A 22,012-nucleotide genomic window follows, 5' to 3' on the forward strand; every position below is an offset into this window, starting at 1 on the left:
GCTCGTTTGCAGGGAGAACGAGATGGACGCCCCCAAGGAACGCCATGCAGCTGTACGCTCGCGAGGTGCCGAAGAGTTTCGACTACAGCAAGCCGTTCTTCAGTTCTGAGGACGATGAGCCGCCCGTGTGCCCGCACTGCAAGCAGCCAATTGAGGTGGGCGACGACGTCCACTGGTATCAGGACACGCTCTGGCACACCAAGCCCTGCCCCAGCTGATTGGGGCAGTCGAATGCCGCCTTCGGCTACGCCCTCCGCCATCGGCGCCCGCCGGGGCCTGCCCGGAGCAGAAGCCGTCCTGTGGCTCCGTGCGCCGGTCGCCCACCGCGACCTCGATCCCTACTTGCGCTTCCACGCCGCCCGCGAGCACCTACCCCGACCCGCAGAAGTTCGCCCTCACGGCTTGATCAGCGTCGTCCCTCGAAACGAGCTGCACCCTTCTGTGTTCAGGTCAGGTGGCGTGCTGGTCGGGGTTGTGCCAGGGCCCGATGACCTTGGTGGAGGGGCGGCAATACGACAGCGCGACACCATTGCGGGTTGTGAACTCGACTGTTTCTGCGACGAGTTCACAGAGTGCGTCCCCGCCTGTCTCGGACAGTGCCGTCCTCAGCGTGGGGACGGACTCTGCCAGGTCCCATGAGGGGGAACTGAGGCGGAAGCCGCCAAGGGCGTGTGCTTCGGCGAGGCGGAACGAGAGTCGAGTGCTGGGTTGGGGTTCATAGCGGGGTGCCGCTGTCAGCAGGCCGGCCTTGATGGATTCGGGGCCGGAGATGACGACCCGCATGGAGGTTGATCGGGGCAGCACTTCGAAGTGGTTGGCTTCGTGACTGTCGTGGGACGGCGATTGCCTGCCGAAGAGCTGCCCGACGATCATGGCGACTTCCGCAGTCCCGGTGGAGACACGCCAGGAGCCTTGGCCGCAGTGGAAGCGGCCGACGAACGTCGTCTTGCGATTGATCATGAGAAATCCCCCTCCTGCTTGAGGCGTTGCGTATGGGCTATGTCGTGGCGGACCTGGGCTGCGAGGAACTCCTCACCGGGGCGGTAGCCGCTGCTGAGGTAGGTCCAGGAGGAGGCGGTGACGAGGGTGGTCTCGTCGGTGGCGGGGAGGCCAGCGCGGGCACGGGCGGCGTCGGCCTGGGCGAGACGCCAGGCGCGGCGCGTGGAACCGTCGTCCGGGTCGATCTTGGTGTGACGAGCATGCCCACCGAACGGCCCTTCTTGACCATCGATGGTCGGTTCGCGACTCTCGGGCAGGCCAGGCGCGGTAATGGCTCCTCGATGATCATCGTTCCCCGCCCAAGGCTGACCCGAGTTCGCTCCGTGACGACGTCGACGCTCTCCTCGGCGGGCCTGCGCACACACTGACCAGGTGCCCCATCCGGCCGCGATCACGGCGGGCCGCGGGCCGCGGTGGTCCGCCCCGGTCAGTCCTCGGCGAGTTCCGCGACCCCGGTGATGCGGTGCAGCGGGTAGGTGCGGACCTCGTCCGCCGTGTGGTCGTAGGCGGTCACGAAGCCGCCCTCCACGCGGATCGGGGCGATGACACGCTGGCTGGCGGCACCCTCGGCGTTGACGTAGCCGATCCACAGGGAGTCTCCGGTGAGCACGGCGGCCTGCACGGTGGCCAGGGTGTCTGCGGAGGAGGTGCGGGGCAGCTCACCGACGGCCGGGTCCGCGCCGGTCTGCTTGCGGGGGGTCGTGGCGGCCAGGTCGCCGGCCCGGATCGCCCGGATCGCGGCCGTGAGGAGCGTGGGGTCGGGCGGCGGCGGACCGTCGGGCACCGGTTCCGGCGCCGTCCGGGGCGGGGTGCGGTGGGCGTGGGCGCGGGTGATCAGGACATCGCCCTCGGCGGACTCGGCGGCCGGCGCGAAGCCCATCGCGCGCAGGCCCTCCAGCAGGGCGGCCGGGTCGGACTGGGCGGCCAGCACGGTCGGGGCGAGGCGGCGCAGCCGCAGGGCGGTGGCGCGCTTGTCGGCGAGGATCTCGTTCAGCAGGGCGTCGTCGTCGCAGCGGACGTAGGCCGAGGCGGCGCCGACCCGCAGATGGCCGTGCCTGCGGGCCACGTCGTCGATCAGGTAGGCGAGCGGCTGCGGGACCGGGGTGCGCGAGTGCCGGGCCAGGAAGTCGTGCAGATCGGCGGCGGCCCGCCCGGCGTCCAGGGCCCGGCGCACCGACGCCGGCGTGAACCGGTACACCGTCGCGCCGCCCTTCGACTCCACGTCCGCGAGCACGCCCAGCATGTCCGCGAGCGGCCGCTCCAGCGGTCCCGGCGCGACGGCCGTCAGGTCGGCCTGGAGGAGGACGTGGTCGAGGGGCTCGGGGAGGAGCGGGGCGAGGAGACGGGCCGCGGCGGCGGTGGCGGCGGCCTGTTCGGCGGAGGAGAGGGGGGCAGGGGCGGGAGCGGGGGCGGGGTATGCGGGGGTGGCGGGGGCGGTCGCGCGGTGGTGGACGGGGAGCTTGGCGCCGGGGCCGGGCGGTTCGGCCGTGTCGGCGGCGCCGGCCGGGCCTGCCGTGCCGGGGCCGCCCGAGCCGTGGGGGCCGCCGGCCGGGGCTGCCGTGCCGCCGGTGTCCGGCGCGCCGGCCGGGCCCGCCGCCGGGGCGCCCAGCAGTGCCCTGCCGTGGCCGGACAGCGCGCCCCGGCCCGTGACGCCCAGCAGTTCCGCCTCCGTGAGGGTCCAGCGGGCGAGGCGGGTGCGGAGGTCTTCGGCGGGGGTGTCCTTGCCGGGGCGGGGGGCGCTCGCGGCGCCCCGCAGGGGGCGTTCCCAGTGGAGGCGGGCCAGGACGGACTCGGGGTCGGGGGCGGTGCCCGCGGGAAGGCCGGCCAGCAGGGCCAGGACCCGGTGCCGTACCTCGGGCGCGGCCGAGCGGTCGAGGCCGGGGCCGAGCGCGGAGAGGGTGCGGTCCTTCGCGTCCCGGCCGCCGACCAGGCCCGGTGTCCGGGTGGCCGTCAGCCACGAACGGGCGAGCAGCGCCCAGCGTTCGGCCGGGGGCCGCTCCAGCCACTCGTCGTAGAAGGGGGTGGCGGCGTACCGCTCGTCGGCCTCGCCGTCGGAGGCCAGCAGACCCGCCGCGTAGGCCAGTTCGATCCAGAACGCGGCGACCGGTTCGGGCACGTCCAGGGCGACGGCGGTCCGCTTGAGATCGCGCACGCTGAGTCCCCCGGCCCGCAGCACCGCGGGGCCGCCCTCGTCCCAGTCCTTCAGCAGCTCCTCGACGGTGGCGAGCGCGGTGTGCGCCTGTCCGGCCGCCGCCGCGTCCACACCCTGTGGACGGTGGGGCGCGGCCGGTTCCACCGCGGGCGGCAGCGGCTCGGGCCGCCGGTGGGCGCGGCCCGCGCGCAGGTGCAGGGCCACCTCGCGGGGCAGTACGACGGTGCCGGGAGCCGTCGGCAGCAGCAGGCCCCGGTCGAGGAGCCAGCGCAGATGGGCGGCCGGTTCCGGGGTGACCTGCCCGTACGGCGGCCCCCACACCAGCCGGGACAGCACCTCCAGGGAGCCCTCCGGGGCCCCGGCGAGCAGCTCGGCCATCTTCGCGCGATCGGTGAACAGCGCGGTCAGCGCGGTCACCGCCGACACCGAGTCATGGGTCGAGGCCAGCCCCGCCGTGGTCACGATCTCCTGGATCCGCCCCGGCGACATGCCCGAGGTGGCCTCGTGCACGGTCGGCCCGAGCCCGGTCGGCGAGGGGTGCTGAGGGGACGGCGCGAGCAGCTCGCGGGCGGTGCGCACCAGGCGCAGCCGTTCGTCGTCGCCCCACACCAGCGCCTGTTCGCGCAGGGTGCCGAGGGCGCGGGGGAGCGCGGCGGCCACCGTCTCGTCCCCGGCGTCCCCGGCCATCAGCCCGAGCAGGGTGGCGGCCGAGGCCGGGTCCGGGGCGACGGCCAGGGCCTCGGCGGTCTGCAGCGCGAAGCGGTCCAGCCGTTCCAGGGCCCGCAGCACCGAGGCCCGGGTGCCGGCCCGGGTGGCCAGCTGGGTCAGATCGGTGGGGACGGGCGTGACGAGGTCCGGGCGGCTGCGCAGCAGCGCGGCCAGGGAGGCGTCGTCCCTTGAGCGGAGCGCCTCCGCGAGGGACCGAGGGGCTGGGCTGGCCTCTTGGCTCATCCGGCCAACGGTAGCGGGTTACCTCCGGTGGTTCAGCCGTCGCGGGCACGGCCCCGCTCTGCGCTACCGTCCTCACGGGGTTTCAGTCGGCGTCACCCCGGAGGGATTCCGTGGGCATCGAAAGCGACAAGGTCGTCTACGAGTACCTGAGCCGTGTCGGGGACATCGCTTCGCAACGGCAGCTGCCGTCGTCCACCCGCATGCGGCTGGTCTCGGAGCTGCGCAACGAGATCGACCGCGACCGGGCCAGGGCGACGGTGGACAGTCCCGCCGCGGTCCGCCGCATCCTGGAGCGGCTCGGTACGCCGGACGAGGTGGTCGAGGCCGCGGGCGGCACCGGGCCCGTGGACGGCGCCGGCCGCCCGTCCGCCGCCGTACCGGCGCAGCCCGCGCCCCGGGAGCGGGAGGCCGAGGAGCGTCCGAGGGGTCTGCGGCGTGTCGTCCCCCGCCCGCGGCCCACCGAGCCCCGGTCGGAGCCGTCCGTGCCGCCGCGTGACGTGCCGACGCCGCCGCACACCGCCGCCGCGCACGAGCTGGGCGACCCGGAGGCGCCGCCCGACTGGTGGCGGCTGGCCGACGGTGCCTTCGGCGGGGCCCGGAACGGCCCCTTCCCGGACACCGACCCGGTGCCGGGCTTCACCGGCGGTGTGGAGATCCCCGAGCTGCTGCGACGGCCGCCGCACGAGACGGAGAAGGCGCGGAAGGAGGCGGCCGAGGAGCCCGCGGCGGAGCAGGCCGCCCCCGTGCCCGCCCGGCGCTTCGGCCTGTTCCCGCGCCGTGCCCCCGCGACCGCCCCCGCCGCGGGGGCCGCGGAAGGCGACGCCCCGACCCGCCGCCTGCTGCCGGGTCCCGCCGCCGGCTGGTCCAACCCGTTCCTGCTGCTGGCCGCCGCCGCGCTGGTGGCCGGGGCCGTGCTCGGGAACTGGTTCGCGCTGCTCGCCGGCTGGGCGATCGCCTACACCTCCCGGCGCCTGTCCCCGGCGGAGAGCAGGTGGGCCGTACTGGTGCTGCCCGGCACCGCGGCCGCCGCGGGCCTGGTGTGGCTGTGGGGACGGCAGAGCGGGCGCTGGGGCGACCCGATCACCCAGGGGCACATGGGCGACGCCCTCTCCCAGACCTGGCCCTGGGTGGTGCGGGGCGCGGCCGTCGCCTCGGCGCTCTACCTGGTGTGGCGCTCACAGCGCAAGGGCTGAGCCGGGACGCCGGGCGCGGAGGCCGGCCACCAGGGCGGTTCGAGGCGGCCCGGCACGGAGGACCGGCCGGTCACGGCCGCGGGGGACGGTGACTGTCGGACCGGCCTGGCACCATGTCCCCCATGGCCTCCCTCACCGTCGGCTTCGACCTCGACATGACCCTCATCGACTCCCGGCCGGGTATCCGCGCGTGCTACGTGGCGCTGGCGGAGCGGACGGGGACGTACATCGACGCCGACCTGGCGATCACCCGGCTCGGCCCGCCGCTGGCGGAGGAGCTGGTGAACTGGTTCCCGGCGGAGCGGGTGGCCGCGGTGGCCGACCTGTACCGGGAGATGTACCCCTCCATAGCCATCGCCGCGACCCCGGCCATGGAAGGCGCCCGCGAGGCCATGGCGGCGGTGCGCGCGGCCGGCGGGCGGACCATGGTGGTCACCGCGAAGTACGAGCCCAACGCGAAGCTGCACCTGGCCCACCTGGGCATCGAGCCCGACGTGGTCGTGGGCGACCTGTGGGCCGAGCAGAAGGCGCAGGCGCTGCGCGAATACGGCGCGGGGGTGTACGTCGGCGACCACACCGGGGACGTGCGCGGTGCGCGTACGGCGGGCGCGCTGTCGGTCGCCGTGGCGACCGGGCCCTGCCCGGCGGACGAACTGCGCGCGGCCGGGGCGGACGTCGTCCTGGACGACCTGTCCGCCTTCCCGTCGTGGCTGGCCGATTACCGCCCCTGACCGAAGGCCGCCGGGGGCGGGTGGCTACCGGGACGCGGAGGCGGCGCGTGCCTGCCGCCGGGCCGCCGCGATCGACCGCAGCACTCCCGCGCCGGCCACGAGGAAGCCGACGCCCATCAGCATGCACAGTCCGTACATGTAGGTGGGAAACGGCTTGGTTCCGAGGAACAAGGGGACCATGGTGACCAGGGTGGCCAGGGCCCCGACGAAGAACACGATGGCACCGGCGCGGATCAGTCCGTCGCCGGGCCCGGCGGAATTCGCTTGGGTTTTGTCACGCACCGGACCAGGGTAGTTCCTGCGCGAGAGAACGACCGGGGGACGTCTTGTCACCGGGTCCAAGACCATTAGCCTTGATGGCGGCGGGTCACGGTCGACCCGCTCTAGTGCTGTCAAGAGCCGTTTCCGAAGCATTTTCCCGACGAGTACGAGGACGAGGACAGACGTGCCTACCGGCAAGGTCAAGTGGTTCAACAGTGAGAAGGGCTTCGGCTTTCTCTCCCGCGACGACGGCGGTGACGTCTTCGTCCATTCCTCGGTCCTCCCCGCCGGAGTCGAAGCGCTCAAGCCGGGACAGCGAGTGGAGTTCGGCGTGGTCGCCGGTCAGCGCGGCGATCAGGCGCTGTCGGTGATCGTGCTCGACCCGACGCCCTCCGTGGCCGCCGCCCAGCGCAAGAAGCCCGACGAGCTGGCCTCGATCGTGCAGGACCTGACGACCCTCCTCGAGAACATCACCCCGATGCTGGAGAAGGGCCGCTACCCCGAGAAGGCCTCCGGCAAGAAGATCGCCGGCCTGCTCCGCGCGGTCGCCGACCAGCTGGACGTCTGACCCCGCCCTCGCGTCCGGGCTCCCGTCAGGGAAACGCGAGCGCGTCCGGGCCGAGGGGCGGTACCAGTCCCTCGGCCGCCGCGCGGGTGAGCAGCCCGCGGATCGCCGCGTACCCGTCCTCGCCGAGGTCGGCCGTGAACTCGTTGACGTACAGACCGATGTGCTGGTCGGCCACGGCGGGGTCCATCTCCTGGGCGTGCGCCAGGACATAGGGCCGGGAGACCTCGGGGTCGTCCCACGCGGCCCGCACCGATGCGCGCACGGACTCGGCGAGCCCCTTCAGCGTCTCGGCGCCCAGCGACCGCTTGGCCACGATCGCGCCCAGCGGGATCGGCAGCCCGGTCGTCCGCTCCCAGTGCTCGCCCATGTCGGCGAGCTTGTGCAGCCCGTAGTTCTGGTAGGTGAAGCGGGCCTCGTGGATCACGAGCCCCGCGTCCACCCTGCCGTCCCGCACCGCCGGCATGATCTCGTGGAACGGCATGACCACGATCTCGCCGACGCCGCCCGCCCGTCGCCCGTCACCACCCCCGACCGAGGGTCCTTCGGGTCCGCCCCCTCCGTTGCCGAGCACGTCCGCGGCCCACAGCCGGAACAGCAGGTAGGCGGTCGACCTCTCGCTGGGCACCGCGACCGTACGACCCGTCAGGTCGACACCGTCCTCCCGCGTCAGCACCAGCGGGCCGCAGCCCCGGCCGAGCGCGCCGCCGCACGGCAGCAGCGCGTACTCGCCGAGCACATAGGGCAGGACGGCGTACGACACCTTCAGCACGTCGAACTCGCCGCGCTCGGCCATGCCGTTGGTGATGTCGATGTCGGCGAAGGTCACGTCCAGCGCGGGGGCGCCGGGGACGCGGCCGTGCGCGAGGGCGTCGAAGACGAAGGTGTCGTTGGGGCAGGGCGAGTACGCGATCTGCAACGGCTGCTCACTGGTCATACGGTTCCCAACTCTCCAATGCGGGCGCGAGCTTCCCGAAGGCCGCGGTGAGGGCGGCGAGCGCGTCGCCGATGCGCCAGGCGGCGCGGTCGCGCGGGCCGACCGGGTTGGAGATCGCGCGGATCTCCAGCACCGGGACGCCCTGCGCGTCGGCGGCCTCGGCGACCCCGAAGCCCTCCATGCCCTCGGCGAGCGCGCGGGGGTGCCGGGCGCGCAGCGCGGCGGCGCGGGCGGCGGTGCCGGTCACGGTGGACACGGTGAGCACCGTGCCCGTACGGGCGCCGGTGGCCTCGGCCACGCCTCGTACGAGTGATTCCGGCGGGCGATGGGTGACGGTCCCGAACCCCAGGTCGGTGACCGGGAGGAAGCCGTCGGCGGTCTCCGCGCCCAGATCGGCCGCGGTGATCGCGTCGGCGACGACGAGCGAGCCGAGCGGCGCCCCGGGCGTGAACCCGCCGCCGATCCCGGCCGAGACGATCAGGTCGTAGGGGGCCCCGGCGAGGGCGGCCGCGGTGAGCGCGGCGGCGGTGGAGGCGGCGGCCCGCGCGGGCCCGACCCCGGCGGCGAGCAGATCGATCACGACGGCGGCACGGGCCGCACCGGCGGCGGCACGGCTCGCACCGGCACCGGCGGCGGCACGGCTCGCACCGGCACCGGCGGTCGTACGCCCCGGATCGTCCTCGGCGGTCGTGCGGCCCGGACCGGTGCCGGGGGCCGTACGGCACAGCACCGCGCCCGGCAGTCGCACCTCTTCCCCCTGGTCGGGGAACGCCCTGGCCACCGCGTCCCGTTCGGCCGGGACGGCGGTGGCCACGAGGATCCGCGCGGACGTCGTGATCAGGCCTTCTTCAGCTTGAAGGACCACACGCCCTTGGTCGGGTTGGAGCCCATCTGGATCACCAGGGTGTTGGTGTCGCCGCCGGTGCCGTACTGCGCGTTGAAGAACGCGTTGCCCGGCAGCGTGCGGTACGTCTCCTTGCTGAGGCTGGTGAACGGGCGGCCGTTGACCAGCACCGCCCAGCCGGCGTCCGCGATCTTCGGGTCGACGCCGATGCGGATGGTCGAGTCCTCGCCGACCGAGATCGACTTCGCGGCGCCGGTCTTCTTGGCGCAGGCGGTCAGCGCCTTGGCGTCGAGCGCCTTGCCGTCGTTGTAGCAGACCGCCTCGGAGTGGACCGAGTCCCGGCCGACGGTGATCGTCGCGGTGGGCGTCGGCTTGTCGCAGGCCGACAGGACGAGCAGTCCGGCGGTAACGGCGCCGGCGGCGGCGACGGCGCGGCGGCGTCGCACAACGGATTGCAGCGTGGTCATGGCCGAAGGCTATCGGTCGCCCGGAGTCGTCCGCCCACGCGGGGTGCGGCGTGCCCGGTTCGTTACGCCAGTCGTGTCCGCGACAACCCGGCCGTGTCCGGTTCGTCACGCGACCTGCCCCTTTACGACACCGCCCCGTCAGGTCGACCGGGTCCCGTTACGCCACCCGGGTGCGGGGCCGGCCGCCGTACCGCGCGGAGCTGACCAGACCGCGCAGGGTGCTCAGCCAGCCGACGGCCACGAACGCGGCGCCGGCGAGCAGTCCGACGGTGCCGTCGAGCGGCATCACGATGCCGACCGCGCCGCCGAACACCCACGCCATCTGGAGCAGGGTCTCGGAGCGGGCGAAGGCCGAGCTGCGCACCAGTTCCGGCACGTCCCGCTGGATCAGCGCGTCCAGCGCCAGCTTGGCCAGCGCCTGCGCGAACCCGGCGACCGCCGCGAGAGCGGCCACCAGGAAGGTCCCGAAGAACACCGCGGCCACGATCGCCGTGCCGAGCGCCACCGCGACGACCGTCACGATGATGATCTCCGGAGCCCGCGACCTCAGCCACGCCCCCACCGCCGTACCCAGCGCGTTGCCCAGGCCGGCCGCGACGCCCACCAGCCCCAGGGAGACCGCCGCGCCCTGGCCGGTCAGCGGGTGCTCGCGCAGCAGGAAGGCGAGGAAGAAGATCAGGAAGCCGGAGAGGCAGCGCAGGGCGGCGTTGGCGCCGAGGGCGTGGGTCACGGCGGGCCCGACCGTGCGCAGACCGGGCCGCTTCACCTTCGTCCTGGGCAGCCGCGTCTCCTCGGCCGCGAGCAGCGCCACCGCCTCGCCGCGGGCCGAGTCCACCTTGGGTGGCAGCGAGAAGGACAGCGCCGTGCCCGCCACGAAGATCACGAAGGCCCCGTAGAGCGGCCAGGGATCTCCGATCCGGTGCAGCCCCGCCGCGATCGGCGCGGCGAGCCCGGTGGCGAGCAGCCCGGCGAGGGTGACCCGGGAGTTCGCCTTCACCAGGGAGAACAGCGGCGGCAGCAGCCGCGGTACGACGGCGCTGCGCACCACGCCGTACGCCTTGGACGCCACCAGCACGCCGAGCGCGGCGGGATACAGCTCCAGGCTCCCGGTGGCCACCGCGCCCGAGATCAGCAGGGCGAGCAGCGCCCGCGCCAGCATGGCCGCCGCCATCGCGGCCCGGCGGCCGTGCGGGAGCCGGTCGAGCAGGGGGCCGATGACCGGGGCGAGGACGGTGAACGGCGCCATGGTGATCGCCAGGTACAGCGCGACCCGCCCGCGCGCCTCGTCGGTCGGCACGGAGAAGAAGACGGTGGACGCCAGCGCCACGGTGATCATGACGTCCCCGGCGCCGTTCACCGCGTGCAGCTCGATCAGCTTGCCGAGGCCCGACTCGCCCGCCCCGTGCGCGTGTGTCGCCCGGCGGATGCCGCGCGCGGCGCCGGTCACGGGGCGGTGCAGGGCACGCCCGACGGACCGGGCGGCACCGCCGACCCGGCGCGCACCGCCACCCCGAACCCCACGCCTGTCCGCGGTTGCCACGAGGTTCATAGTGCCCCGAGACGCCGCCGGATAGTGCGGATACGGCACGTATGGCGGCGAACCGTGCCCGCGACCGGGGTGGGAGCGGGGGTGGGAACGGGGGTGGGAGTGGGGGAGAATGCCGCCGAGCGGCAATGAATCCTGTTCGGTGTAGCGTGCGTATCTCAGCCATAACGCAGAATGGATGGCAGAGGTGCGCCCGAGCGCGCGGATGATGCAGACGTCGATGCGGTCCTGAGGTCCGCTCCGTCGGCCAACCCGCCTAAGGCAGCCGCCTTGACGAGACGGCGTAGGAGAGAAGCGATACCTGTGAGCGCAGCGACAACGCGAAGCCGCACCCCCGACCGCCTGTGCGCCGAGGCCGTCGACCTCGCCCGTGCCGCCGCGGAGGAGGCGGCCGCGCCCGGTGTGGTCGGCGAGCACTCCGGCCTCGTCTCCGAGGGCGACCGTGTTGTCACGCACTTCTTCGAGTGCAAGGAACTGGGCTACCGGGGCTGGCGCTGGGCCGTCACCGTGGCCCGCGCCTCCCGCGCCAAGTTCGTCACGCTGGACGAGGTGGTCCTGCTCCCCGGTCCCGACGCCCTCCTCGCCCCCGAGTGGGTGCCGTGGAGCGAGCGGCTGCGCCCCGGTGACCTCGGCCCCGGAGATCTGCTCCCCACCGACCAGGACGACCTGCGCCTGGAGCCCGGCTACACCGGCGAGGACCAGCCGCCGGCCGACTCGGCGGTGTCCGAGGAGATGGCGGAGCTGGCGGAGGCCGAGGACGCGGACGTGAGTCCGGGCGCGCCGGCCGCGCAGCCGACGGTGCCCTTGCGCGGTTCGATCGCCGCGGTGGCCGAGGAACTGGGCATGCGCAGGGCGCGGGTTCTGTCCCGCTACGGCCTGCACCGCGCGGCCGACCGCTGGGAGGAGGCGTTCGGTGCGAAGACGCCGATGGCCCAGGCGGCCCCGGCCACGTGTCTGACCTGCGGCTTCCTGACGCCCATCGGCGGCTCGCTGGGCCAGGCGTTCGGCGTGTGCGCCAACGAGTTCGCCCCGGCGGACGGCCGGGTGGTCTCGCTCGCCTACGGCTGCGGCGGCCACTCGGAGGCGGCGGTCATGCCCAAGCCCCCGCAGCCGGCGCCGCCGGTCGTCGACGAGACCCGTGTCGAGCCCTTCCCGCTGCACCCGGCCCGCGACTCCGGCTCGGTCCCGGAGACGACGGACGAGGCGACGGCGGAACTGGGCCACTCCTGACCGTGATCCGCCCCGCGAGGAAGCCGGATCTCGTCGGCTTCCTCTCCCTCGCGGCCGAGGTGGAGCACTGGTTCGGTCCGATGGTGGCCGACCCCGGCTTCGCCGCCGCCGTGGAACGGGGCATCGCCCGCTCCACGGCACTGGTGGCGCAGGCCGCGTCCGGGAACCTCCTGGGCGCCCTCCTCTTCGGCGGCAACGCCCCGCTCCACAAGGTGCACTGGCTGGTCGTCACGGAACGCTCCCGCGGCCGGGGCGTGGGCCGTGCCCTGCTGACCGAGGCCCTGCACCGCTTCGTACGGCCCCCCGCCACCGTCGAGGTCGTCACCTTCGGCCCCGACCACCCCGGCGCGCTGACGAGCGGCGCCCGCGTCTTCTACGAGCGCCTGGACTTCACCCCCGCCGAACCCACGGCTCCCGGCCCGGAGGGCGGCTCCCGGCAGGTCTACCGCCGCGTCCTGACCTGAGGGGTGCCACCGGGCCACCCAGCGGGGCCCCGCACCTGCCGCCGGCCGGCCTCGGCCCGGGGAACAGCCACGAGACCGCCGCACCCTCCGCGCCGAGTCGGCCGGCCCCCGCCGCCGCCCGACCGGCGCGCTGCCCGTGCCTGCCGGTGCGCATGTCCCGCAGGCCCCCGAGGAGGTCCCCGCCCTCCTCAGTCCGGCCGAGAGGCGGCGATGTCGTCCCCGCGCTGTACCTTCTTCCTCACGTCGACGAGGAGTGTGAACGTGAGCAGCAAGTACGTGCGGCCGGCGGCCGAGGGTGCCGATCCCTTCGGGACGGCCCGGCTGCGTCGCGGTGTTCTCGACGCCTGGGCCACCAGCCCCGCGAGGTTCCGTGAGGACGCCAACGCCGAGGAGGACCTCGTGCTGGGCGGCTACCGGGACCGCCTGGTGATCGAGCTGGCGCAGAACGCCGCCGACGCCGCCGCCCGCGCCCACGTCCCGGGCCGGCTCCGCGTCACCCTTCGCGACGGCGTCCTGGTCGCCGCCAACACCGGCGCCCCCCTGGACGCGACCGGCGTCGAGTCGCTGTCCACCCTGCGCGCCTCCGCCAAGCGCGAGGCCGACTCCCCGGGCGCCGCCGTCGGCCGCTTCGGCGTCGGTTTCGCCGCCGTACTCTCCGTCACGGACGAGCCCGCTCTCGTCGGCCGGCACGGCGGCGTCCGCTGGTCCCTCACCGAAGCGCGCGCGCTGGCCGCCGACACCGCCCGGCACAGCCCCGGCCTCGGCGACGAGATCCGGCGCCGCGAGGGCCACGTCCCGCTGCTCCGGCTGCCCTTCGCCGCCGAGGGCACCGCCCCCGACCCGTACGACACCGCCGTCATCCTGCCCCTGCGCGACGCGGCCGCCGCCGACCTCGCCGAGCGGCTGCTCGACGCCGTGGACGACGCCCTCCTGCTCACCCTCCCCGGTCTCGAGGAGGTGGTCATCGAGGTCGGCGACGCCGCGCCCCGCATCCTGCGCCGGCGCACCGAGGGCGCCGTCACCGTCGTGGAGGACTCGCGGGAGGGCACCACCCGGTGGCGTACCGCCTCCGCGCACGGGCCGCTCGCCCAGGAGCTGCTCGCCGACCGGCCGGTGGAGGAGCGGCTGCGGCCCCACTGGTCCGTGACGTGGGCCGTGCCGGAGGACGAGAACGGGCGTCCCCTGCGCCCCCGCACCGCCCCCGTCGTGCACGCCCCGACCCCCAGCGACGAACCCCTCGGCGTCCCCGCCCTCCTCATCGCCTCCTTCCCCCTCGACACCACCCGCCGGCACACCGCCCCGGGACCGCTCACCGACTTCCTGGTGCAGCGCGCGGCCGACGCGTACACCGAGTTGCTCGCCGAGTGGCGCCCGGTGACGGAGGCCGCCGTCGACCTCGTGCCGGGGCCGCTGGGCAAGGGCGAGCTGGACGGCGCCCTGCGCCAGGCGCTGCTCGACCGGCTGCCGCGCACGGCCTTCCTGCCGCCCGCCCTGCCCGGCGAGGGCGGCGAGGACGAGTTGCCGCAGGCCATCCGGCCGAGGGACGCGGAGATCGTGGAGGGCGCCGGCGCGGACACCGTGCGGGTGCTCGCCGAGGTGCTGCCCACGCTGCTGCCCGCAGGTCTGGAGCGCCGCGCCGAGCTGCGCACCCTCGGTGTCGCCCGGCTCCCGCTCGCCGACGCCATCGACCGGCTCGCGGGCCTGGAGAAGGAGCCCGGCTGGTGGTGGCGGCTCTACGACAGCCTCGCCGGGGTGGACACGGACCGGCTGTCCGGGCTGCCCGTGCCCCTCGCCGGGGGTACCTCCCGGGCATTCGGCACCGGGGCGGCGCGGACCACCATCGGTCCCCGCCAGGTGCTGCTGCCCACCCCCGACGGCGCCCGCGTCGACGCGGACGTGCTCGGCCGGCTCGGCCTGAAGGTCGCGCACGAGGACGCCGTCCATCCGCTGCTGGAGAAGCTGGGCGCGCTGCCCGCCACCCCGCGCGCGGTGCTCACCACCCCCCAGGTGCGGGCCGCGGTCGCCGCCTCCCTGGACGAGGGCGGCGCCCTCGGCTGGGAGGAGGACGCCCTGGACGCCGAGGAACTCGCCGACACCGTCCTCGGGCTGGTGCGGGACGCGGGCCTGGAGCCCGGTGACGAGCCCTGGCTCGGCGCCCTCGCGCTGCCCGACGAGGACGGCGAACTCGCGCCCGCCGGAGAGCTGGTGTTCCCCGGCAGCCCCTTCGCCCGGGTGATCCGTGAGGACGAGCTGGCGGCGGTGGACCACGAGCTGGTCGAGAAGTGGGGCGAACAGCCGCTGACCGCCTGCGGGGTGCTCGCCGGCTTCGCGCTGGTGCGCGCCACCGACGTCGTCCTCGACCCCGACGAACTGGAGCCCCGCGAGGGCGACTTCGCGGAACCGGACGACGCCGGGCTGCTGGACGCCGTGGACGTGTGGAGCGAGGACGTCCTCGACCGCTTCCCGGACAGCCCCGTGCCTCCGGTCGCCACCGAACTCGTCGCCGTCCGTGACCTCGACCTCGTGGACGACGACCACTGGCCCGAGGCCCTCGCCCTGCTCGCCCGCCCGCCGCTGCGCGACGCCCTCACCCAGCCGGTGCGCGTCCTGTTGCCCGACGGCACCCACGAGGTCGTCCGCCCGTACACCGCGTGGTGGCTGCGCGGGCACCCGGTGCTGGACGGCCGGCGCCCTGCGGGCCTCCTCGCGGCCGGCGGCGATCCGCTGCTGCGCGGGCTGTACGACGAGGCCGACGCCACCGGGTTCGAGGACGAGCAGGTACTGCGCGCGCTCGGCGTCCGGACCTCGGTCGGTGCCCTCCTGGACGAGCCCGGCGGCGCCGCCGAACTCCTGGACCGCCTCGCCGACCCGGACCGCCAGGTCAGCGCCACCCAACTGCACGGCCTGTACACCGCGTTGGCCGACCTCGACCCGGAGCAGGTCACGCTGCCGGAGGACCTGCGGGCCGTGGTCGACGGCCGGGTGACGGTCGTGGACGCCGCCGACGCCGTGGTCGTCGACTCCCCGGACCTGCTGCCCTTCACCTCCGGCACCCCCCTGCTTCCCGTACGGCCCTCCCGCGCGGCCGAGCTGGCCGAGCTGTTCCAGGTGCGGCGGCTCAGCGAGTCCGTCACCGGCGAGGTGCACTCCGAGGGCGCCGAGCACGACGTACCGGATTCGGTGCGGGTCCTCCTCGGCCCGCGCACGCCCGAGACGTACGTCGAGCACGACGAACTCGTCGTGGACGGCGTGGAGATCGACTGGCGGCTGACCGACGACGGCGTGCTGCACGCCGCCACCCTGGAGGGCGTCGCCGCGGGGCTCGCCTGGGCGGCGCGGCAGTGGCCGCGCCGCTTCGAGGTCGCGGCCCTGCTGGAGGACCCGTCCCGGACGGAGGAACTGGCGCGGGACCGCTGGTTCGACTGATCTTCAGACTGTTCTTACGAAATCCTCAACTCCCACACAACCGATTCCCCGAACGCGCCGTCTGACCCTGCGGAGTCACCCGACTCCCCATTCACTACGCACGCAGGGGAACCGCACATGCGTATTCGTGCCACCGTGGCCGCCGTCTCCGGCGCCCTGGCCCTCTCCGCCCTCGCCCTGCCCGCGGCGCACGCCGCCGGGCAGGAGCGGGTGCGCGCGGAGAACTCCGTGAGCGAGGTCGCCCGCGCCGCCCACCACCCGGGCCGTGGGACCTCCTCCGTCGCCGCCTCCGGCACGCCCTACCAGCTGAACGCCACCTTCTCCGCCGTGAAGGTGAACAACGGCAAGAACATCTCCGTCGGTACCACCAAGCCGGTCAACGTGCCCGTCTCCTTCACGCTGACCCACGGCGCCGAGGTCGACATCCACGCCAGGGACTTCGTCGCGGCCATCGAGCTGTACCGCGGGAGCTCCTTCGACAACTCGGTCTACGCCTTCGACAGCGCCCCCGCGACCTGCACGGACACCTCCACGACGGTGGCGACCTGCAAGTCCGCCGTGATCGTCGACCCGGCCGAGCTGCTCAGCGAGGACGCCGGGTCCTGGCGGGCCGCCGCCTTCGCCGTCGCCTTCAACGGCCAGGACCCGAGCAAGCCGGGCGACCTCAGCAAGGTCGGCGTGGCCGTGAAGGACCCGACCAACTCCTTCAAGCTCCAGCGCTGGGCCACCCTGAACACCGACGCCGCCCCGGAGCCGGTGAAGAAGGGCAAGACCATCACCGTCACCGGCAAGCTGGCCCGTGCCGACTGGGACGACGGCAAGTACCACGGCTACGCCGACCAGCCGGTCAAGCTCCAGTTCCGCAAGAAGGGCGCCGGCACCTACACCACGCTGAAGACCGTCAGGACCAGCTCCACGGGCAGCCTGAGGACCACGACCACGGCCACGGTCGACGGCTCCTACCGCTATGCCTTCGCGGGCACCACGACCACTCCGGCGACCACAGCCGCGGGTGACTACGTCGACGTGAAGTAAGCCCCGCTAGCCGGGGAAGCGGCGGTCGACCCACTTCCACAGGAACTCCAGGGCGGCCGCCGCCGTCACCGAGACCGCCACCGCCGTCCACGGCACGGCGAGGCCCTCCAGGCGCAGCGCGAAGAAGTCCTGCAACGCCGGCACGACGAGCACCAGCAGGAAGGCCACGGCCATGGCGGCCACCAGGGTCACCCGCCACCAGGTGTAGGGGCGGGCGATGATCGCCAGTACCCACATGGAGATCAGGAACAGGGTCAGCGTCGCGGCACTGGTCTCCGCCTGCAACCGGCCGGGACCGGTGTACGAGTGGCGGGCGATCAGGTACGTCGCGAAGGTCGCCACCCCGGCCACCACGCCGCCCGGGATCGAGTACCGCATCACCTGGCGCACGAAGTGCGGTCTCGCCCGCTCCTTGTTGGGCGCGAGGGCCAGGAAGAAGGCCGGGACGCCGATGGTGAGCGTGGACAGCAGGGTCAGATGGCGGGGCAGGAAGGGATACTCCACCTGCCAGCAGACCACCAGCACCGCCAGCAGCACCGAGTAGACCGTCTTCACCAGGAACAGCGTCGCCACCCGCGTGATGTTGCCGATCACCCGGCGGCCCTCGCCGACCACCGACGGCAGGCTCGCGAAGCTGTTGTCCAGGAGCACGATCTGGGCCACCGCCCGGGTGGCCTCCGAACCCGAGCCCATGGCCACGCCGATGTCGGCGTCCTTCAGGGCCAGCACGTCGTTCACGCCGTCGCCGGTCATCGCCACCGTGTGCCCGCGCGACTGGAGCGCGCCCACCATGTCCCGCTTCTGCTGCGGGGTGACCCGCCCGAAGACGGTGCCCGCGTCCAGGGCGCGCGCCATCGCGGCCTTGTCCGCGGGCAGCCGCCGCGCGTCCGTCGCCGTTCCGTCCAGGCCCAGCTTGGCCGCGACCGCGCCCACCGAGACCGCGTTGTCGCCCGAGATGACCTTGGCCTGCACCCGCTGCTCGGCGAAGTAGCGCAGGGTGTCGGCCGCGTCCGGGCGCAGCCGCTGTTCGAGGACGACCAGGGCGGTGGGCCGGGCGCCCTCGGCCGGCGCGGCGTCGTCCAGGTCCCGCCGGGCCCGCGCCAGCAGCAGCACCCGCAGCCCCTGCTCGTTGAGCCGCTCGGTCTCGGCGAGCGCCGGATCGTCGGCGCCGAGCAGCACGTCCGGGGCGCCCAGCAGCCATGTGCTGATCTCCCCGTCGCCCTCGCTGAACGCGGCCCCGCTGTACTTGCGCGCCGAGGAGAACGGGAGCGACTCGACGCAGCGCCACTCGTCGTTGTCCGGGTAGGCGTCGATGATCGCCTGGAGGGAGGCGTTGGGACGCGGGTCGGACTCGCCGAGCGCGCCGAGCACCCTGCGCACGTACGGCTCCTGTGCGCCGTTCAGCATGCGCACCTCGGTGACGTCCATGCCGCCCTCGGTGAGCGTGCCCGTCTTGTCCAGGCAGACGGTGTCGACGCGGGCGAGGCCCTCGATCGCGGGCAGCTCCTGCACCAGGCACTGCTTACGGCCGAGCCGGATGACGCCGATCGCGAAGGCCACGGAGGTGAGCAGCACCAGGCCCTCCGGCACCATCGGCACGATTCCGCCGATGGTGCGGGCGACCGCGCCCTTGAGGTCGTCGTTCTTGACCACGAGCTGGGTGACGACCAGGCCGATCGCGGCCGGGACCATCATCCAGGTGACGTACTTGAGGATCGTGGAGATGCCGGTGCGCAGCTCGGAGTGGACGAGCGTGAAGCGGGAGGCCTCCTCGGCCAGCCGGGCCGCGTAGGCCTCCCGGCCGACCTTGGTCGCGGCGAAGGCTCCGCCGCCCGCGACCACGAAGCTGCCGGACATCACCCGGTCCCCGGGCCGCTTGACCACCGGGTCGGCCTCACCGGTGAGCAGCGACTCGTCGATCTCCAGCCCGTCGGCCTCCGCGCACACCCCGTCCACGACGACCTTGTCGCCCGGCCCGATCTCGATGAGGTCGTCGAGCACGATCTCGTCGGTGCCGATCTCGACGGCTCTGCCGCCCCGGCGCACGGTCGGCCGGGCCTCCCCGATCACCGCGAGCGAGTCCAGGGTCTGCTTCGCCCGCCATTCCTGGACGATGCCGATGCCGGTGTTGGCGAGGATCACGAAGCCGAACAGGCTGTCCTGGATCGGCGCGACGAACAGGGTGATCACCCACAGCACGCCGATGATCGCGTTGAACCGGGTGAACACGTTCGCCCGGACGATCTCCCCGAGCGAGCGGCTGCTGCGCACGGGTACGTCGTTGACCAGGCCACGCGCCCGCCGTTCCGCGACCTCGGCGTCGGTCAGCCCCGCGGCCCGGGTGGCGGGCAGGGCCACCGGGTGCACCGGATCGAGTTCGGCGCCGGCCTCCATATGGCTCATGCATCCGACGGTACGTGGCCTTCGCGTGGCCGCCCACCCGGCCTTCCGCCGGCGGCGGGGGACCGTTCGGGTCCGGGGGCTACTCCACCGGGGTGGATTCCGGCCGCTCCCGCGCCGCCCGCTTGATCGCCGCGTCCCGCTTGCGCACGTACCAGATACCGATCAGCCCGAGCCCACCGCCAGCCAGGCAGGTCCACAGCCACCACAGATGGCCGTGGTCGTGGAACCAGCCGTAGAAGGGCAGCTGGACGAGGAACAGGACGAACCAGACGATCGTGCCGCCGGTGATGGTGGCGACCACGGGCCCCTCAAGGGGCTCGGGCGCCTCGTGCTGGGGGATCCACTTGGCCATGCCGGACAGCTTACGAGGCGATCAGGACCCGCCATCGAGGGATCAGTCCCCGACAGGGTCTACGCGCGGAGATAGCGATCTAGAACTCATACCTTCATACTGAAACCGTTTGTCTTTGACCGCTTCTAATCGTAGGAAACTCCAACAGGGCTCGGGGGAACCCTTTGGTGATGAGGTCTCGCATGTCCACCTCGGCGCCCGCCAAGGTCCCCACCCCCGAGAAGCCGGACGGCGCGTCCGCCGGCGCCGTCGACCGCTACTTCAAGATCTCCGAGCGCGGCAGCACCGTCGCACGGGAGGTGCGGGGCGGTCTCGCCACGTTCTTCGCGATGGCGTACATCATCGTGCTGAACCCGATCATCCTGAGCAGCGCGAAGGACATGCATGGTCACCATCTGGACAACGCCCAGCTGGTGACGGCGACCGCGCTGACGGCCGCCTTCAGCACGCTGCTGATGGGTGTCATCGGCAATGTGCCGATCGCGCTGGCCGCCGGCCTCGGCGTGAACTCGGTCGTCGCCCTCCAGCTGGCGCCCCGGATGACCTGGCCGGACGCGATGGGCATGGTGGTCCTGGCCGGTTTCGTGGTCATGCTCCTGGTCGCCACCGGGCTTCGTGAGCGTGTGATGAACGCCGTTCCGTTCGGCCTGCGCAAGGCGATCGCGATCGGTATCGGTCTGTTCATCATGCTGATCGGCCTGGTCGACTCCGGCTTCGTCAGCCGTATCCCGGACATCGCCCAGACCACCGTCCCGGTCCAGCTCGGTACCGGGGGTCACCTCCTCGGCTGGCCGGTGCTGGTCTTCATCCTGGGCACGCTGCTCACCTTCGTCCTGATCGTGCGCAAGGTGCCGGGCGCCATCCTCGTCTCCATCGTGGGCATGACCGTCCTCGCGGTGATCATCAACGCGGTCGCCAAGATCCCGTCCTGGGGCCTGACGGTCCCGAAGTGGCCGGGCAACCCCGTCGCCACCCCGGACTTCGGCCTGGTCGGCCAGGTCAGCCTGTTCGGCGGCTTCTCCAAGGTCGGCGTGCTGACCGGCATCCTCTTCGTCTTCACGGTCCTGCTGTCGTGCTTCTTCGACGCGATGGGCACGATCATGGGCATCAGCGACGAGGCCAAGCTGACGGACGCCCAGGGCTACATGCCGGGCATCAACCGGGTGCTGTTCGTGGACGGCCTCGCGGTCGCGGCCGGCGGTGCGAGTTCCTCCTCGGCCACCACCGCCTTCGTGGAGTCCACGGCAGGCGTGGGCGAGGGTGCCCGCACGGGTCTCGCGAACGTCGTCACGGGCGCCCTGTTCGGCGTGTCGCTGTTCCTCACCCCGATCGCCACGATGGTGCCGTCCCAGGCGGCCACCCCGGCGCTGGTCGCGGTCGGCTTCCTGATCCTGTCGCACTCCATCAAGGAGATCGACTGGGCCGACTACACGATCGCGATCCCGGCGTTCGTGACCATGCTGATGATGCCGTTCACCTACTCGATCACCAACGGCATCGGCATGGGCTTCATCACCTTCACGGTCCTGCGCCTGGCCGCGGGCCGGTTCCGGGAGATCCCGGCGGCGATGTACGTCGTCTCGGCGGTCTTCGCCTTCTACTACCTGATGCCGGCCCTGGGCCTGACCTGATCCCTCCGGTTCTCCGGGGCTTCGCGGCGTCTCACGTGACGCCGTAGAACCTCTCCGTCTCCTCGACGGCGGTCCGGAACCGCTGGTCGAAGTCGTCACGAATGAGCGTGCGGACCACATAGTCCTGCACGCTCATTCCTCTTTTCGCCGCGTGCTGCCGGAGCCGTTCGAGCAGCTCCCCGTCTATCCGCAGGCTGAGCACAGTGGTCCCCATGGCTACGAGGGTCGCCACCGCCACCCCGCGTGCGCGTCGCTTTCCGGCATCCACTCACTCGTACGGGTGATGGAACGATCCAGTGGCGGGCATCACGGGCGCCCGCGGCGCGTCCCGGTGGTCTTTAGCTAGAGTAATGAGTTATCCTAAGGACATGCCGGACCTGAACCATGGCGACGATGCTGCCGCCGTGAACTCCCTTCGCTCCGCCGTGATGCGGCTGTCCCGTCGGCTCAAGCACCAGCGGGTGGACGAGTCGCTGAGCCCCACCGAGATGTCGGTGCTCGGCACCCTGTCCCGCTGCGGCTCGGCCACGCCGGGCGAGCTGGCCCGCAAGGAGCACGTCCAGCCGCCCTCGATGACCCGCATCGTCGCGCTGCTCGAAGCAAAGGGACTGGTCCGTCTCGAGCCGCACCCGGAGGACCGGCGCCAGAAGGTCGTCACCCAGACCGAGCAGGCCGAGACGATGCTCGAGGAGAGCCGTCGCAAGCGCAACGCGTTCCTGGCGGGCCTCGTCGACGGCCTCGACGAGGACGAGTGGGCCAAGCTGCGCGCCGCCGCCCCCGTGCTGGAAAAGCTCGCACACCTGTAAAGCAGCAGCCTGAAGGAGG

20 protein-coding genes are annotated in these 22,012 nt (G+C 73.3%); 10 read left to right on the top strand and 10 right to left on the bottom strand.

The features are described from left to right. The first annotated feature begins 44 nt into the window (after positions 1-44). Positions 45-218 carry a hypothetical protein gene (locus tag QSK45_RS21190; RefSeq protein ID WP_285559176.1) on the top strand — a complete coding sequence of 58 codons (174 nt, stop codon included), beginning with the start codon at positions 45-47 and terminating at the stop codon, positions 216-218. Between the two features lie 232 nt (positions 219-450). Here QSK45_RS21190 and QSK45_RS21195 read toward each other — a convergent pair whose 3' ends face one another. After that, positions 451-960, bottom strand: coding sequence for a hypothetical protein (locus QSK45_RS21195; RefSeq protein ID WP_285559178.1), 510 nt, complete (start codon positions 958-960; stop codon positions 451-453). Between the two features lie 466 nt (positions 961-1,426). Then, positions 1,427-4,102: a helicase C-terminal domain-containing protein gene (locus QSK45_RS21200; protein WP_285559180.1), complete on the bottom strand. Its 2,676-nt coding sequence runs from the start codon at positions 4,100-4,102 to the stop codon at positions 1,427-1,429. Positions 4,103-4,212: 110 nt separating this feature from the next. Between QSK45_RS21200 and QSK45_RS21205 the strand changes: the two genes are divergently transcribed. Then, the gene (locus QSK45_RS21205) at positions 4,213-5,295 is read left to right on the top strand and encodes a hypothetical protein (RefSeq protein ID WP_285559181.1); all 1,083 of its coding nucleotides are present in this window, start codon (positions 4,213-4,215) and stop codon (positions 5,293-5,295) included. Between the two features lie 113 nt (positions 5,296-5,408). Further along, a complete protein-coding gene (locus tag QSK45_RS21210; RefSeq protein WP_285559182.1) occupies positions 5,409-6,026 on the top strand; it encodes an HAD family hydrolase in 618 nt (205 codons plus the stop codon). 24 nt (positions 6,027-6,050) lie between these two features. On the opposite strand, the gene QSK45_RS21215 is transcribed toward QSK45_RS21210, so the two are convergent. Next, on the bottom strand, positions 6,051-6,308 hold the full coding sequence (locus QSK45_RS21215; RefSeq protein WP_285559184.1) for a hypothetical protein: 258 nt from the start codon (positions 6,306-6,308) through the stop codon (positions 6,051-6,053). A gap of 163 nt (positions 6,309-6,471) precedes the next feature. Between QSK45_RS21215 and QSK45_RS21220 the strand changes: the two genes are divergently transcribed. Continuing rightward, entirely contained in the window at positions 6,472-6,855 is a 384-nt protein-coding gene (locus tag QSK45_RS21220) for a cold-shock protein (RefSeq protein WP_285559186.1), read from the top strand. A 25-nt stretch (positions 6,856-6,880) separates the two neighbouring features. Here the strand turns inward: QSK45_RS21220 and QSK45_RS21225 are convergent, their stop codons facing one another. The 4 genes from QSK45_RS21225 to QSK45_RS21240 form a co-directional block, all read right to left on the bottom strand. After that, positions 6,881-7,789: a 1,4-dihydroxy-6-naphtoate synthase gene (locus QSK45_RS21225; RefSeq protein ID WP_285559189.1), complete on the bottom strand. Its 909-nt coding sequence runs from the start codon at positions 7,787-7,789 to the stop codon at positions 6,881-6,883. Further along, the gene (locus tag QSK45_RS21230) at positions 7,779-8,654 is read right to left on the bottom strand and encodes a futalosine hydrolase (RefSeq protein WP_285559191.1); all 876 of its coding nucleotides are present in this window, start codon (positions 8,652-8,654) and stop codon (positions 7,779-7,781) included. Before QSK45_RS21230 ends, QSK45_RS21225 begins: the two co-directional genes overlap by 11 nt. Beyond that, positions 8,627-9,100: a DUF2771 domain-containing protein gene (locus tag QSK45_RS21235; RefSeq protein WP_285559193.1), complete on the bottom strand. Its 474-nt coding sequence runs from the start codon at positions 9,098-9,100 to the stop codon at positions 8,627-8,629. The genes QSK45_RS21230 and QSK45_RS21235 overlap by 28 nt, the downstream gene beginning before the upstream one ends. A gap of 157 nt (positions 9,101-9,257) precedes the next feature. Continuing rightward, positions 9,258-10,649 carry an MFS transporter gene (locus QSK45_RS21240; RefSeq protein WP_285559195.1) on the bottom strand — a complete coding sequence of 464 codons (1,392 nt, stop codon included), beginning with the start codon at positions 10,647-10,649 and terminating at the stop codon, positions 9,258-9,260. Between the two features lie 300 nt (positions 10,650-10,949). On the opposite strand from QSK45_RS21240, the gene QSK45_RS21245 reads away from it, so the two are divergent. The 4 genes from QSK45_RS21245 (at position 10,950) to QSK45_RS21260 (ending at position 16,801) form a co-directional block, all read left to right on the top strand. Further along, a complete protein-coding gene (locus QSK45_RS21245; protein ID WP_285559197.1) occupies positions 10,950-11,876 on the top strand; it encodes a DUF3027 domain-containing protein in 927 nt (308 codons plus the stop codon). Beyond that, complete coding sequence (locus QSK45_RS21250; RefSeq protein ID WP_285559431.1) at positions 11,873-12,340, top strand: GNAT family N-acetyltransferase; 468 nt, start codon at positions 11,873-11,875, stop codon at positions 12,338-12,340. Before QSK45_RS21245 ends, QSK45_RS21250 begins: the two co-directional genes overlap by 4 nt. A gap of 210 nt (positions 12,341-12,550) precedes the next feature. Continuing rightward, positions 12,551-15,766 (top strand): sacsin N-terminal ATP-binding-like domain-containing protein, encoded by a 3,216-nt coding sequence (locus QSK45_RS21255; protein ID WP_285559199.1) that lies wholly within the window; start codon positions 12,551-12,553, stop codon positions 15,764-15,766. 117 nt (positions 15,767-15,883) lie between these two features. Then, entirely contained in the window at positions 15,884-16,801 is a 918-nt protein-coding gene (locus QSK45_RS21260) for a hypothetical protein (protein ID WP_285559201.1), read from the top strand. Between the two features lie 6 nt (positions 16,802-16,807). Here the strand turns inward: QSK45_RS21260 and QSK45_RS21265 are convergent, their stop codons facing one another. Further along, positions 16,808-19,204, bottom strand: coding sequence for an HAD-IC family P-type ATPase (locus QSK45_RS21265; RefSeq protein ID WP_285559203.1), 2,397 nt, complete (start codon positions 19,202-19,204; stop codon positions 16,808-16,810). Between the two features lie 79 nt (positions 19,205-19,283). Beyond that, the gene (locus tag QSK45_RS21270) at positions 19,284-19,556 is read right to left on the bottom strand and encodes a DUF2530 domain-containing protein (protein WP_285559206.1); all 273 of its coding nucleotides are present in this window, start codon (positions 19,554-19,556) and stop codon (positions 19,284-19,286) included. A gap of 182 nt (positions 19,557-19,738) precedes the next feature. On the opposite strand from QSK45_RS21270, the gene QSK45_RS21275 reads away from it, so the two are divergent. Then, positions 19,739-21,187 carry an NCS2 family permease gene (locus QSK45_RS21275; protein ID WP_285559208.1) on the top strand — a complete coding sequence of 483 codons (1,449 nt, stop codon included), beginning with the start codon at positions 19,739-19,741 and terminating at the stop codon, positions 21,185-21,187. 31 nt (positions 21,188-21,218) lie between these two features. On the opposite strand, the gene QSK45_RS21280 is transcribed toward QSK45_RS21275, so the two are convergent. Then, entirely contained in the window at positions 21,219-21,401 is a 183-nt protein-coding gene (locus QSK45_RS21280) for a ribbon-helix-helix protein, CopG family (protein WP_046422192.1), read from the bottom strand. Positions 21,402-21,555: 154 nt separating this feature from the next. On the opposite strand from QSK45_RS21280, the gene QSK45_RS21285 reads away from it, so the two are divergent. Then, positions 21,556-21,993, top strand: coding sequence for a MarR family winged helix-turn-helix transcriptional regulator (locus QSK45_RS21285; RefSeq protein WP_285559212.1), 438 nt, complete (start codon positions 21,556-21,558; stop codon positions 21,991-21,993). Positions 21,994-22,012 lie beyond the last annotated feature (19 nt).

Origin of the sequence: Streptomyces hygroscopicus subsp. hygroscopicus (assembly GCF_030269125.1) — a bacterium.
GTDB lineage: Bacteria > Actinomycetota > Actinomycetes > Streptomycetales > Streptomycetaceae > Streptomyces > Streptomyces hygroscopicus_C.